Source organism: Blastococcus sp. SYSU DS0541, from assembly GCF_054050875.1.
In genome coordinates this window covers 320,097-333,047 of record NZ_JBJHAD010000001.1, presented here as the reverse complement: position 1 = coordinate 333,047, position 12,951 = coordinate 320,097, and the positions used below count along the sequence as shown (strand labels likewise).

The window sequence follows — 12,951 nt, the reverse complement described above, 5'->3', positions numbered from 1 at the left end:
AGCACCGGATGAGACGGCTGCTGCACCGGGTGGCCCCTGTGGTCGTCGCGGGGCTCGTGCTCACCGGTTGCGCCACCGGCACGGTGCGCGGTCAGGCGATGCCCCCGGGCGGTGCCCCGACCGACGCTGGCGCCGACGAGTTCCCGATCACCGGGGTGGGCGAGCAGCCGATCGACCAGTTCGCCCGCAACGCCCTCGCCGACCTCGAGACCTTCTGGACGCAGGCCTACCCCGAGTACTTCGGCGGGGAGTACACGCCGCTGGAGGGCGGCTACTTCTCGGTCGACTCCGAGAACCTCGACGAGAGCGCCTACCCGGAGACCGGCATCGGCTGCGAGGGCTCGTACACCGCGCCGGAGGACGTGGCCGGCAACGCCTTCTACGACCCGGTCTGCGACGTGATCGCCTACGACCGCGCGCTGCTGCAGGAGCTCTCCGACGACTACGGCCGCTTCCTCGTGCCGGTGATCATGGCCCACGAGTTCGGGCACGCGATGCAGGGGCGGTTCGGGTTCGCCGAGTCCGGCCGGAGCATCCAGGACGAGACCCAGGCCGACTGCCTGGCCGGTGCGTGGACGCGCTGGGTCGCCGAGGGGGAGGCGGACCACCTCTCGCTGCGCGAGCCGGAGCTCGACGACGTCGTCCGGGGGTTCCTCCTGCTCCGCGACGACGTGGGCAGCGACCCCGACGACGTCGAGGCGCACGGCTCGTACTTCGACCGGGTCTCGGCGTTCTACGACGGGTTCACGAGCGGCCTGGGTGTCTGCCGCGACGCCTTCGGCGAGGACCGGCTGTTCACCGCCGCCGAGTTCACCCCGACGGATCTCAACCAGGGGAACGCGGAGTTCGCCGACATCGTCGACTGGGTCGGCGCCACCCTGCCCGCCTTCTGGGGCGAGGTCTTCCCCACCGCCTTCGGCGAGGAGTTCCAGGAGCCCGCGATCGCCGGGTTCGACGGCCGGGCGCCGGGCTGCGACGGGCTCCGCGACCGGGACCTGGGCTACTGCGCCGAGGAGCTCACCGTCTACATCAGCGGGAGCGACCTGGCGGTGCCGGCCTACGACGAGATCGGCGACTTCGCCCTGGCCACCGCCATGGCGCTGCCCTACGCGATGGCGGTGCGGGAGCAGGCCGGGCTCTCGGTCGACGACGCCGAGGCGACCCGGTCGGCGGTCTGCCTCACCGGCTGGTACCAGGCGCAGTGGTACAACGCCGAGTTCGTCGACGTCGTCGAGGCCGAGATCAGCCCCGGCGACCTCGACGAGGCCGTCCAGTTCCTGCTGCGGTACGGCGTCGAGGAGCAGGTCTTCCCCGACGCCGACGCCTCGGGGTTCGAGCTGGTCGGCGCCTTCCGGTCCGGCTTCCTGGAGGGCGGCGGGGCCTGCGGGATCGCGGGCTGAGCCCCGCCGTCAGAAGAGCGCGGCGGTGAGCTGACGGCGGGCCGACGCGACGCGGGGGTCGGCGTCGCCGACGACGGCGAAGAGCTCGACCAGGTGCTTGCGCGCCGCGTCCCGGTCCTCGCCCCCGGTGCGGCGGACCACGTCGAGCAGCCGGTCGAAGGCCGCCTCGATGTTGCCGGTGCCCAGGAGGAAGTCGGCGGCCCGGGTCTGCGCGGCGACGTCGTCGGGCGCGGCGTCAGCGGCGGCCAGCGCGTCCGGGCCCGCTTCCTCGGCCCGGCGGAACAGCTGCACCTGGCGCAGCGCGATGCCGGCGTCGGGGTGTTCGGGCTCCTCGGCCAGGATCGCCTCGTAGGCGGCCTCGGCCGCGGCGAGGTCTCCGCGCTCGAGGGCGGCCTCGGCGGCGTCCAGTCGCGGGTCCTCCGCCTCCTCCTGCGCCTCGGCGCCGGGGACCGCGCCCCCGGTGGTGGCCTGCACCAGCTCGGTGACGAACTGGCGGGCCTGCTCCTCGGGGATCGCGCCGGTGAACTCGGCGACCAGCTGCCCCTGCCACACCGCCTTGACGGCGGGGATCCCCTGGACGCGCAGCCCCTGCGCCAGCGCCGGGTTGGCCTCGACGTCGACCTTCGCCAGCACCCAGGAGCCGCCACCCTCGACGGCCAGCCGCTCGAGCACCGGGGAGAGCTGCTTGCACGGCCCGCACCACTCGGCCCACAGGTCGAGCACGACCGGCACCTGGAACGACCGGTCCAGCACCTCGGCCTGGAAGGTGGCCTCGGTGACGTCGACGACCGCACCACCCGGTGCGCCCGCCGGGGCGGCGGCGCTCGGCGGCGGGGCGGCCTGGGCGCGCGCCGCGGCCTCCGAGCGGGCCTTGACGGCGGCGAGGTCGACGGCGCCGGCCATGGCGGCGGCCATCTGGGCCTGCTGTGCCTGCGCGCGCGGGTCGGGACGTCCGGGGCGGGTGGGCTGCATGCACCTATTGTCGCCCTTCGGGCTCCGACCGCGGCCAGGTGCCCTCCGGACCTGCGTGGAGCCGTCCCGTCGCCCCACGCGGGGAGACTCCGGCCCGGCCCCGCGGGACGACCCTCGCGGAGCGGCCCCCGGTTCTTCCTCGGGGACGCTCCGGGCCCCGCTCGTCAGAACCGGGCGGGCTCGGTGTAGCCACCCCACTCGGCGCGCAGGGCGTCGCAGATCTCGCCGAGCGTCGCCTCCGCGCGCGCGGCGTCGAGCATCGCGGGGACCATGTTCGCCTCCGTCCGCGACACCTCGACCATCCGCGCGACGGCCGCGCGGGCGGCGTCGTCGTCCCGCTGCCGCCGGCGGCCGGCCAGCTCGGCCTTCTGCTCGACCTCCACCTCGTGGCTGACCCGCAGGATGTCCAGCTTGTCGTGGGCATCGACGGAGCCGGTGAGCGTGTTCACGCCGACCACCTTCTTGTCGCCCTTCTCCAGCGCCCGCTGGTAGACGAACGCCGCCTCGGCGATCTCGCCGGTGAACCAGCCGTCCTCGATGCCGCGCAGGATGCCCGAGGTGATCGTGCCGTCGGTGCCCATGTCGCGGATGCGGGCGAAGATCTCCTCGGCCTGCCGCTCGAGGTCGTCGGTGAGCGCCTCGACGTACCAGGACCCGCCGAGCGGGTCGGCGACGTTCATGACGCCGGTCTCCTCGGCGATCACCTGCTGGGTGCGCAGCGCGATCTGCGCCGCCTTGGCGCTGGGCAGCGCGAGCACCTCGTCGAGGGCGTTGGTGTGCAGCGACTGCGTGCCGCCGAGGACGGCCGCGAGCGCCTCCACCGCCGTCCGGGTGATGTTGTTGTCCGGCTGCTGCGCGGTCAGGCTCACCCCCGCCGTCTGGGTGTGGAAGCGAAGTTGCTGGGCCTTCTCCGTCCGTGCGCCGTAGACGTCGCGCAGCCAGCGCGCCCAGATGCGGCGGGCGGCCCGGAACTTGGCGATCTCCTCGAAGAAGTCGATGTGCGCGTCGAAGAAGAAGGAGAGGCCGGGCGCGAAGGTCTCGATGTCCAGCCCCCGGTCCAGGCCCAGCTCCACGTAGGCGAAGCCGTCAGCCAGGGTGTAGGCGAGCTCCTGCGCGGCGGTCGAGCCGGCTTCGCGGATGTGGTAGCCCGAGACGCTGATCGGCTTGTACGCCGGGATGTGCTCGGCGCAGTACTCCATGAGGTCGCCGATCAGGCGCAGGTGCGGCTCCGGGGGGAAGAGCCACTCCTTCTGCGCGATGTACTCCTTGAAGATGTCGGTCTGCAGCGTGCCGTTGAGCCGGCCGATGTCGGCCCCCTGGCGCTCGGCGGCCACCAGGTACATGCAGAAGACCGGGACGGCGGGGCCGCTGATGGTCATCGACGTCGTCGTCGCCTCGAGGTCGATGCCGTCGAAGAGCGCGTCCATGTCGACGGCGGAGTCCACGGCGACGCCGCAGTGCCCGACCTCGCCGAGGCTGCGGGGGTCGTCGGAGTCGCGGCCCATGAGCGTGGGCATGTCGAAGGCCACGGACAGGCCGCCGCCGCCCTCGGCCAGGATCATCTTGTAGCGCTCGTTGGTCTGCTGGGCGTTCCCGAACCCCGCGAACTGCCGGATGGTCCAGGCCCGGCCGCGGTAGCCGGTGGCGTGCAGCCCCCGGGTGAAGGGGAACTCCCCCGGATAGCCGATCCGCTCGAACCCCTCGACGGCGCTCTCGTCGGCCGGGCCGTACACCGGGTCGACCTCGACGCCGGAGAGCGTGGTGAAGTCCGCGTCCCGGACCCGCCCCGCGGCGAGCGCCGCGTCGTACCGCTGCTGCCACCGCTGCCGGGCGTCGTCGCTCATGCCGAGATGCTAGGACGTCCAACTATCGTGTGTCGAGCGTCACGGCGCGTCGTCCGCGACGTCCCCGGCCCCGAGCCGGACCCGGCGCAACGTCGTGAACAGCACCTCGTGCTCCTCCTCCGCGAGGTCCCCCAGCCCGAACTCGAGATCGGTCAGCGCCCGCGTCCCCTCCTCCACGACGGCGCGGCCGCGTGCGGTGATCGCCGCGAGGACACCGCGGCCGTCCGCGGGGTTGGGGCGGCGGTCGACGTACCCGGCGGCCACCAGCCGGTCGATGGCGTTCGTGACGCTGGTCGGGTGGACCATCAGCCGGCTGCCGATCACCTTCAGCGGCAGCTCCCCCGACCGGCTGAAGGTGAGGAGCACGAGCACCTCGTACCGGGCGAAGGTCAGCTCCAGCGGTCGCAGGACCGCGTCGAAGCGGGCGAGCAGGATCTGCTGGACGCGGAACACCGACGTCGCCGCCCGCATCGCCGACGACGGGCCGAAGTGCTCCTCCCACCTCTCCCCGGCGCGTTCGATCGGGTCGAACGGCAGCCCCAGCGGTCGGACCATGCGGCGCACGGTACCGCTCGATGGGCGGGGATCCCGGCGTGGCCCGACGGCTCCCCGTCACCGCCGCCAGTGCACGAGGGTTGCGCACGGTGGCGACCCTCCGCATCGCCGAGACCGGCGACGCGCGCCGCGCCGGCGACCCGGCCCAGGGGCACGCCGAGTCCCTAGGTTTCCTCTCCGCGGGGGGACACCCACCCCGGGAGGCTTCGATGAGGTCCAAGCTGTTGACAGGCGCGGTGGCTCTGAGCGCCGCGGGCCTGCTGGCGGTACCGGCGACGGCAGGCGCCCACGGCGGCGGCCACGGCGGCGGCCACGTGGAAGTGATCGAAGCGCAGGACGACTGCGACCCGGCCAGCTTCGACGAGGCGGTGGGACCAGGCACCTGCGTCGGTGACGGCGACACCACGTTCGACGAGTTCGTCGAGGAACTGCTCGACGACGGCGAGCACGGGAAGTGGCGGTTCCACCCGGACCGGACCACGGTGCGCCACGGCGATTCGCTGCACGTCGTGGGCGTCGGCGGGGAGTTCCACACCTTCACCGAGGTCGAGCGCTTCGGCGGGGGCTGCGTGGACGACGTCAACGCGCTGCTGGGACTCACCCCCGTCGCCGAGTGCGCCGACCTCGTGGAAGTGCAGCCCGGGGTGTCCGTTCCCCGCGGCTTCGTCGAGACCGGCGTGCCACCGGGCGGGCACCACGTGGTCGAGCACCTGGAGCCCGGGGTGCACAAGTTCGAGTGCCTCATCCATCCGTGGATGCAGTCGACGGTCACCGTGCGCAAGTAGTCACCCGACGGACCCGTCGGCGACCGGGGCAGCCACGCGGCGGACCCCTGGGGGCCGCCGGTGGCGGGGTCCGGCGGCTGTGGCCCACCGCTGCCTCGATCAGCGCAGCGGTGGGCGCAGCGGCGGGACGTGCCGCACGCCGAACACCTCGCGCAGCGCCACGCGGGCGGCGTTGTCGCCGCAGGCCCCGTGGACGGCGGGCCCGGGCGGGGTGGCCGACGACGCGAGGTACACCCCGCGCACCGGCGTCTTGTAGGTGTTCCAGCGCGGCACCGGGCGGGCCAGCATCTGGCGCAGGGTGGCCTGGCCGTTGGAGATGTCGCCGCCCCGGTAGGTGGGGTTCCACCGCTCCATCTGCACGGCGGTCTTGGTGGCGCGCTCGACGACGGTGTCCCGGAACCCGGGTGCGAACCGCTCCACCTGCCGCTCGATCGCCTCCGTCATGTCGGCGTCGGAGGCGTGCGGCACGTGCACGTAGGCCCAGAAGATGTGCCCGCCCTCGGGCGCACGGCTGGGATCCGGCACGGTCGGCTGCACGGCGAGCACGTAGGGGCGGTCGGTGAGCCGGCCCTCGTTGGGCGCCCGCTCCCCCGCGATCGTCTCCTCGAGGTCGCCGGCGACGTGGATCGTCCCGGCCCGCCGGACGTCGGGGTTGGTCCACGGCACCGGCTCCGAGAGGATCCAGTCGATCTTGAACACCCCCGGTCCGTGCCGGTAGCGCCGCACCCAGCGTCGGTAGCCCTCGTGCACCCGGTCGCCGGCCATGCGGACGAACGCCTCGGGGGTGGTGTCGAGAAGGACGGCGGGCACGTCCTCGAACTCGCGCAGGTCGGTGACCAGGTGCCTGGTGACCACCTCGCCGCCCTGCTCCTCGAGCGCCGTCACCATGGCGTCGGCGAGCCGCTGCGACCCACCCTCGATCAGCGGCCAGCCGACGTGGTGGGACAGCATCGTCAGCAGCATGCCCAGGGCCGAGGTGAGCGGCTGGCTGAGGTCGAGCATGCCGTGGGCGGCGGCGCCCCCGAGCAGCGCTCGCCCCTCGTCGGTCTCGAAGTACCGGTGCGCCAGCCAGCTCACGTTCGGCAGGCCGGTCAGCCCGAACCGCGCGATCTGCGGCACGCTGCGGGTCGGCAGGCTCCGCAGCCGGCTGGTGAGGAAGAAGTCGACGACGTCGGTGCCGTGCTCCACCAGCGGCTCGAACAGCCGCCGGTAGGCCGCCGCGTCCACGCCGAGGCCGGCTGCGGTCTCCTCCAGGGAGCGGTGGGAGACCGCCGCCCGCCCGCCGTCCAGGGGATGGGCGTAGTTGACCTGCGGGTGCACGAGGCGCACCCCGCGTGACGGCAGGTCGAACTCGCGGAAGAAGGGCGCCGCGACGGCCAGCGGCTGCACCGTCGAGCAGACGTCGTGGTGGAAGCCCGGGCGCATGAGCTCCTCGGTGCGCATGCCGCCGCCGGGGCGCTCGCCCGCGTCCACCACCTGCACCCGCAGGCCCGCGGCTGCCAGCCGGAGCGCCGCGGCCAGGCCGTTGGGTCCCGCTCCGACGACGACGGCGTCCGGCTTCCCGTTCACCCGTCCATCCTGGCCGCCCCGCGTCGGAGCCGCCCGGTCAGCGGCTACAGCTGGCCGAGCAGCTCGTCCGCGGCGCGGTACGGGTCGGTCCCGCCGCCGACCACCGCGTCGGCCAGGGCGCCGAGCGCCGCCGAGCCGCGCACGTCGCCCATCCGCTCCCGCAGGGTGGCCAGCGCGATCGCCTCGATCTCGCGGGCGGCCCGCTCGCTGCGCCGGCGGTGCCCCTCGCCCGAGGACTCCAGCCACTGCCGGTGCTCCTCGATCCTCACCAGGACCTCGTCGATGCCGTTGTCGGTGTCGCGGGCGGCCACCGTGCGGCAGATCGGCGGGCGCCAGTGCCCGGCCTCGGAGTGCCGCCCGCCGAGGGAGAGCATGTAGCGCAGGTCGCGGACGGTCTGGTCCGCGCCGTCCCGGTCGGCCTTGTTCACCACGAAGACGTCGGCGACCTCGAGGATGCCGGCCTTCGCGGCCTGGATGCCGTCGCCCATGCCCGGCGCGACGAGCACGAGCGTGGTGTCGGCGAGCGAGGCGATCTCCAGCTCGGACTGGCCGACGCCCACGGTCTCGACGAGCACGACGTCGCAGCCGGCCGCGTCGAGGACCCGCAGCGCCTGCGGGGTGGCCCACGACAGCCCGCCGAGGTGGCCGCGGGAGGCCATCGAGCGGATGAAGACGCCGCTGTCGCCGGCGTGGTCCTGCATGCGCACGCGGTCGCCGAGCAGCGCGCCCCCGGAGAAGGGGGACGACGGGTCGACGGCGAGGACCCCGACCCGCTTGCCGGCCTGCCGCAGCGCGCGGACCAGCGCGGTGGTCGACGTCGACTTGCCGACGCCCGGGGACCCGGTGAGCCCGATGACCTGCGCGTGGCCGGTGTGCGGGGTCAGCGCGGCGGCCACCTCGCGCAGCGCAGGGCTCGCGTCCTCCACCAGGGAGATCAGCCGGGCCACCGACCGGGCGTCGCCCTCGCGGGCGCGCTCGACCAGGGTCGGGACGTCGGTGGACCGCCGGGAGCGGCGCCCGCGAGGGGCGCCCGGAGCCGGCGTCTGGACCGCGGTCCCCTCTGTCGTCACGCCTTCGCGGGCACGTGCAGGATCAGCGCGTCGCCCTGGCCACCGCCACCGCAGAGCGCGGCCGCGCCGACGCCGCCACCGCGGCGGCGCAGCTCCAGCGCGAGGTCCAGGACGATCCGGGCGCCGCTCATGCCGATCGGGTGGCCCAGGGCGATGGCACCACCGTTGGGGTTCACCTTCTCCGGGTCGATGCCGAGCTCGCGGGTCGAGACGATGCCGACGGCCGCGAAGGCCTCGTTCAGCTCGACCAGGTCGAGGGACTTCGGGTCGATGCCCTCGCGCTCGCAGGCCTTCTGGATCGCCCGCGACGGCTGGCTCTGCAGCGTGGCGTCCGGCCCGGCGACGACGCCGTGCGCACCGATCTCGGCGATCACGGTGCAACCGAGCTCGGCGGCCCTCTCGGCGCTCATGACCACGACCGCGCAGGCGCCGTCGGAGATCTGCGAGGCGGTGCCGGCCGTGATCGTGCCGTCCTTCGCGAAGGCCGGCTTGAGCTTGGAGAGGCTCTCCGCGGTGGTGTCCGGGCGGATGCCCTCGTCCTCGCGGAACTCGATCGGGTCGCCCTTGCGCTGCGGGATGAGGACGGGGGTGATCTCCTCGTCGAAGATGCCGTCCTTCGCGGCGCGGGCGGCCTTCTGGTGGCTCGCCGCGGCGAACTCGTCCTGCTCCTCGCGGGTCAGGTCGTAGCGGCTGTTCGCCTGCTCGGTGAGCGCGCCCATCGCCACCTGGTCGAAGGTGTCCGAGAGGCCGTCGTGGGCCATCGAGTCGATGAGCGTCGTGTCGCCGTACTTGGTGCCCGTGCGGGAGCCCGCCAGCAGGTGCGGGGCCTGCGTCATCGACTCCATGCCACCGGCGACGACCACGTCGTACTCACCGGCGCGGATGAGCTGGTCGGCCAGCGCGATGGCGTTCATGCCGGAGAGGCAGACCTTGTTGATGGTCAGCGACGGCACCGACATGGGGATGCCGCCGGCCACCGCCGCCGGGCGGGCGGGGTTCTGCCCGGCGCCGGCCTGGATGACCTGACCCATGATCACGTAGTCGACCTGGTCGCCGGAGATGCCGGCGCGCTCGAGCGCGGCCTTGATGGCGACACCGCCGAGGTCGGCCGCCGAGAAGTCCTTGAGCGAGCCGAGGAGCCGCCCCATCGGGGTGCGGGCGCCGCTGACGATGACCGAGCGGGACATGCTGCCTCCAGTGCCGGGCCGCCGCCGGTGGCGACCACGTTGTCGGGACGCACCGCGACGGTGGTACCGGCGCGGCGTCGGGCCTCCCGGGAAGGATAGGACGGGCGCCGGACCGGCGGCAGGGCCGGACGAGTGGCCGCGGTCACGTCCCCGGGGTGAGGCGCGCCACATCGACCTGTCGTCTCAGACGTCTTGGCGGCAATATGCGTCGGGTGAGCAACGACGCCGCCCGCCCCGGCCTGCCCGAGGGCCTGCTGACGACCATCGACCACGTGGGCATCGCCGTCCCCGACCTGGACGAGGCGATCGCCTTCTACGCCCGCGCCTTCGGGGTGCACTCGGTGCACGAGGAGACGAACGAGGAGCAGGGCGTGCGCGAGGCCATGCTCGCCGTCGGCACCGGCGAGACCAGGATCCAGCTGCTCGCGCCGCTGACCCCGGACTCCACCATCGCCAAGTTCATCGGCCGCTCCGGCCCCGGCCTGCAGCAGCTGGCCTTCCGGGTCGACGACGTCGAGGCGGTGAGCGCCACGCTGCGCGAGCGCGGACTGCGGCTGCTCTACGACACGCCCAAGCGCGGCACGTCGGACAGCCGCGTGAACTTCGTCCACCCCAAGGACGCCGGCGGCGTCCTCGTCGAGCTCGTCGAGCCGGCCCCGACCTCCGCGCGCTGACCACCCCGAGCCGCCCGGTTACCCATCGGTAACCTCTCCGCACCCGCACCGCCCTCCGAGCCTGGCCGACGACGGCCACCTATGACCCAGGAGTTCGCGTGAACGAGATCAGGGACGCCATCCTCGCCGACCAGCTGGACGCCCTCGGCGGCCTGGCCGTGCCGGAGTCCTACCGCGCCGTGCTGGTCCGCAAGGACGAGCAGGACATGTTCGTGGGCCTGACCACGAAGGAGAAGGACCCGCGCAAGTCCCTCCACGTCGAGGAGGTCGCCACCCCGGAGCTCGGCCCGGGCGAGGCGATCGTGGCCGTCATGGCGTCCTCGGTGAACTACAACACCGTCTGGACGTCGATCTTCGAGCCGGTCTCCACCTTCGGCTTCCTCGAGCGCTACGGCCGCGTCTCCGAGCTCACCAAGCGGCACGACCTGCCCTACCACGTGGTCGGCTCCGACCTGGCCGGCGTCGTCCTGCGCGTGGGCCCCGGCGTGAACAAGTGGAAGCCGGGCGACGAGGTCGTCGCGCACTGCCTCTCCGTGGAGCTCGAGGACCCGGCCGGCCACGACGACACGATGATGGACCCGCAGCAGCGCATCTGGGGCTTCGAGACCAACTTCGGCGGTCTCGCCGAGCTGGCCCTGGTCAAGAGCAACCAGCTCATGCCCAAGCCCGCCCACCTCTCCTGGGAGGAGGCCGCCAGCCCCGGCCTGGTCAACTCGACCGCCTACCGCCAGCTGGTGAGCAAGAACGGCGCCAACATGAAGCAGGGCGACACCGTGCTCATCTGGGGCGCCTCGGGCGGCCTGGGGTCCTACGCCACCCAGATGGCGCTCAACGGCGGCGCGATCCCGGTGTGCGTGGTCAGCAGCCCGGAGAAGGCCGAGATCGTCCGGAAGATGGGCGCCGAGCTGGTGATCGACCGATCCGCCGAGGGCTACCAGTTCTGGAAGGACGACGACACCCAGGACCCCAAGGAGTGGCAGCGCTTCGGGAAGAGGATCCGTGAGCTGACCGGTGGTGAGGACGTCGACATCGTCTTCGAGCACCCGGGCCGGGAGACCTTCGGCGCCAGCGTCTACGTGGCCAAGAAGGGCGGGACGATCATCACCTGCGCCTCGACCACGGGATACATGCACGAGTACGACAACCGGTACCTGTGGATGAATCTCAAGAAGATCCTGAGCTCGCACTTCGCCAACTACAAGGAGGCGTGGGAGGCCAACCGGCTCATCGACAAGGGCCTCATCCACCCCACCCTGTCGAAGGTCTACCCGATGGAGGAGGTCGGCCAGGCCGCCCTCGACGTCCACCGCAACGCCCACCAGGGCAAGGTCGGCGTCCTGACCCTCGCCCCCCAGGAAGGGCTCGGGGTCAAGGACGCCGAGAAGCGCGCCAAGCACATCGACGCGATCAACCGCTTCCGCGGGGTCTGACGAAGGACCCCGTCCCCCTCACCCCTCGCAGGCTCGGGGTGAGCCTCTGGACGGGGCCGTTCCGGTCGCCTGGGGCCGGGCCGCGCTGCGGCCCGGCCCCCTGCGCGTCACCCGGCGTGTCACCCGGGCCGCCGGCACACCTGTGGCGCACCAGGCCCAGGACGATGACGTGCCCCTGCCCTTCTGCGAGGATGAACCCATGAGCGACCCCCGCCGTGATATGCCGATGCACGAGGCCCAGCACTCGTTCGACGTGGTCCTGCGGGGGTACGACCGCAGCCAGGTCGCCGACACGATCGAGCGGCTGGAGGCGGACTTCCGCATCGCGCTCGCCGACCGCGACGCCGCCGTCGCCCGCTCCAGCGACCTGGCCAGCCAGCTCTCGGCGCTCCACGGCGAGATCGAGTCGCTGCGCCGCAAGGCCGCCAGCGCCGCCGCTCCCACGTTCGAGAACATCAGCGAGCGCATCCAGCACATGCTGCAGCTGGCCGAGGAGGAGGCGGGCGAGATCCGCCGCGCCGCCGAGGTCGACGCGATGGCCGTGCGCGAGCAGACCGCCGCCGAGGAGCGGGCGCTGCTGGAGCGCCACGCCGCCGGGCAGGCCGAGGTCGAGCGGATGATCGCCGAGGCGCGGCACAGCGCCGAGCAGATCGCGCAGAAGGCCCAGCAGCGGGCCGACGAGCTGGTCGCCAAGGCCCAGGAGCGGGTCGCCCGGCTCGACGCCGAGTCCCAGGCCCGCCGCGCCAAGGTCGAGGAGGACTTCGACATCGCGCAGCGCGCCCGCCGGGCCGAGGCCGCGCGGGTCGAGGAGGAGCGCGAGCGCGTCTCCACCCAGGCCGCCCGCCAGCGGATCTCCGCCGCCGAGCAGCACGCCGCGCAGCTGGTCGCCGACGCCGAGGCCCGCGCCGAGGCCATCCGCGAGGTCCGCGACGAGCTGACCAGCCGGCTCGTGCAGGCCCGCCGCCTGCTCGACAGCCTGCCCGACCTGGGCGACCGGGCCCAGCAGTCCCGTGACGACGCCGAGGCCGAGCGCCGCCCGCAGCCGACCGCGCGCACCGCCGAGGCCGCTCCCCAGCAGCCCGCCCGGCCGGGCGACCGGCCGCAGCAGGCGGCACCGCAGCAGGCCCCGGCCCAGCCGACGACCGCCCCGCAGACGGCTCCGGCCGCGCAGGCCGACCGCCCGGAGGCGACCGCTGATCAGTCCCCCGCCCAGGTCGCCGGCCCCCAGACGGGTCAGCAGCCGGCCGTCGCCCGGGGCGAGGGCGAGGCCGCGGCGGCCCGCCAGCCCACCCGCATCGACCCGGTGACCGCCACCTTCCCGGCGGTCCAGCGCGCCGAGCCGACCACCCGGGCGCTGCCGCTGCCGCCGCGGCCCACCACGGGCGGAACCCCGGCCGCGCAGGACGAGTCGACGACGGAGTCGGTGGACGAGCCGGTGGGCCGCTCCTGAGCCCGGGGGGCCGGC

The 12,951-nt window shown here is 73.7% G+C and carries 11 protein-coding genes; 5 read left to right on the top strand and 6 right to left on the bottom strand.

Annotated elements, in window-relative coordinates; translation table 11 throughout:
• Positions 1-8: 8 nt before the first annotated feature.
• Complete coding sequence (locus ACI794_RS01575) at positions 9-1,400, top strand: neutral zinc metallopeptidase (protein WP_456615539.1); 1,392 nt, start codon at positions 9-11, stop codon at positions 1,398-1,400.
• A gap of 9 nt (positions 1,401-1,409) precedes the next feature.
• Here the strand turns inward: ACI794_RS01575 and ACI794_RS01570 are convergent, their stop codons facing one another.
• The 3 genes from ACI794_RS01570 to ACI794_RS01560 all read right to left on the bottom strand — a co-directional run bounded on the left by ACI794_RS01570 (position 1,410) and on the right by ACI794_RS01560 (position 4,771).
• Positions 1,410-2,372: a tetratricopeptide repeat protein gene (locus ACI794_RS01570; protein ID WP_456602166.1), complete on the bottom strand. Its 963-nt coding sequence runs from the start codon at positions 2,370-2,372 to the stop codon at positions 1,410-1,412.
• Between the two features lie 164 nt (positions 2,373-2,536).
• Positions 2,537-4,216 (bottom strand): acyl-CoA mutase large subunit family protein, encoded by a 1,680-nt coding sequence (locus ACI794_RS01565; protein ID WP_456602165.1) that lies wholly within the window; start codon positions 4,214-4,216, stop codon positions 2,537-2,539.
• Between the two features lie 39 nt (positions 4,217-4,255).
• The gene (locus tag ACI794_RS01560) at positions 4,256-4,771 is read right to left on the bottom strand and encodes a MarR family winged helix-turn-helix transcriptional regulator (RefSeq protein ID WP_456615538.1); all 516 of its coding nucleotides are present in this window, start codon (positions 4,769-4,771) and stop codon (positions 4,256-4,258) included.
• A gap of 209 nt (positions 4,772-4,980) precedes the next feature.
• Between ACI794_RS01560 and ACI794_RS01555 the strand changes: the two genes are divergently transcribed.
• The gene (locus ACI794_RS01555; RefSeq protein WP_456602163.1) at positions 4,981-5,556 is read left to right on the top strand and encodes a cupredoxin domain-containing protein; all 576 of its coding nucleotides are present in this window, start codon (positions 4,981-4,983) and stop codon (positions 5,554-5,556) included.
• A 99-nt stretch (positions 5,557-5,655) separates the two neighbouring features.
• Here the strand turns inward: ACI794_RS01555 and ACI794_RS01550 are convergent, their stop codons facing one another.
• The 3 genes from ACI794_RS01550 to ACI794_RS01540 are packed head-to-tail and all read right to left on the bottom strand — an operon-like array spanning position 5,656 to position 9,382.
• Complete coding sequence (locus ACI794_RS01550) at positions 5,656-7,125, bottom strand: phytoene desaturase family protein (protein WP_456615537.1); 1,470 nt, start codon at positions 7,123-7,125, stop codon at positions 5,656-5,658.
• A gap of 44 nt (positions 7,126-7,169) precedes the next feature.
• Complete coding sequence (gene meaB / locus ACI794_RS01545; RefSeq protein WP_456579139.1) at positions 7,170-8,195, bottom strand: methylmalonyl Co-A mutase-associated GTPase MeaB; 1,026 nt, start codon at positions 8,193-8,195, stop codon at positions 7,170-7,172.
• Positions 8,192-9,382 carry an acetyl-CoA C-acetyltransferase gene (locus tag ACI794_RS01540; protein WP_456615536.1) on the bottom strand — a complete coding sequence of 397 codons (1,191 nt, stop codon included), beginning with the start codon at positions 9,380-9,382 and terminating at the stop codon, positions 8,192-8,194. The genes meaB and ACI794_RS01540 overlap by 4 nt, the downstream gene beginning before the upstream one ends.
• A gap of 203 nt (positions 9,383-9,585) precedes the next feature.
• Here ACI794_RS01540 and mce point away from each other — a divergent pair, with 203 nt between their 5' ends.
• The 3 genes from mce to ACI794_RS01525 all read left to right on the top strand — a co-directional run bounded on the left by mce (position 9,586) and on the right by ACI794_RS01525 (position 12,936).
• A complete protein-coding gene (mce, locus tag ACI794_RS01535; protein ID WP_456602160.1) occupies positions 9,586-10,056 on the top strand; it encodes a methylmalonyl-CoA epimerase in 471 nt (156 codons plus the stop codon).
• Between the two features lie 98 nt (positions 10,057-10,154).
• The gene (ccrA, locus tag ACI794_RS01530) at positions 10,155-11,486 is read left to right on the top strand and encodes a crotonyl-CoA carboxylase/reductase (protein ID WP_456602159.1); all 1,332 of its coding nucleotides are present in this window, start codon (positions 10,155-10,157) and stop codon (positions 11,484-11,486) included.
• Between the two features lie 199 nt (positions 11,487-11,685).
• The gene (locus ACI794_RS01525; protein ID WP_456602158.1) at positions 11,686-12,936 is read left to right on the top strand and encodes a hypothetical protein; all 1,251 of its coding nucleotides are present in this window, start codon (positions 11,686-11,688) and stop codon (positions 12,934-12,936) included.
• Positions 12,937-12,951 lie beyond the last annotated feature (15 nt).

What these genes read in the sequence shown, in the direction of transcription:
- ACI794_RS01575 (WP_456615539.1), top strand. Translation starts at nt 9, where the DNA reads ATGAGACGGCTGCTGCACCGGGTGGCCCCTGTGGTCGTCGCGGGGCTC.
- ACI794_RS01570 (WP_456602166.1), bottom strand. Translation starts at nt 2,372, where the DNA reads ATGCAGCCCACCCGCCCCGGACGTCCCGACCCGCGCGCGCAGGCACAG.
- ACI794_RS01565 (WP_456602165.1), bottom strand. Translation starts at nt 4,216, where the DNA reads ATGAGCGACGACGCCCGGCAGCGGTGGCAGCAGCGGTACGACGCGGCG.
- ACI794_RS01560 (WP_456615538.1), bottom strand. Translation starts at nt 4,771, where the DNA reads ATGGTCCGACCGCTGGGGCTGCCGTTCGACCCGATCGAACGCGCCGGG.
- ACI794_RS01555 (WP_456602163.1), top strand. Translation starts at nt 4,981, where the DNA reads ATGAGGTCCAAGCTGTTGACAGGCGCGGTGGCTCTGAGCGCCGCGGGC.
- ACI794_RS01540 (WP_456615536.1), bottom strand. Translation starts at nt 9,382, where the DNA reads ATGTCCCGCTCGGTCATCGTCAGCGGCGCCCGCACCCCGATGGGGCGG.
- mce (WP_456602160.1), top strand. Translation starts at nt 9,586, where the DNA reads ATGCGTCGGGTGAGCAACGACGCCGCCCGCCCCGGCCTGCCCGAGGGC.
- ACI794_RS01525 (WP_456602158.1), top strand. Translation starts at nt 11,686, where the DNA reads ATGAGCGACCCCCGCCGTGATATGCCGATGCACGAGGCCCAGCACTCG.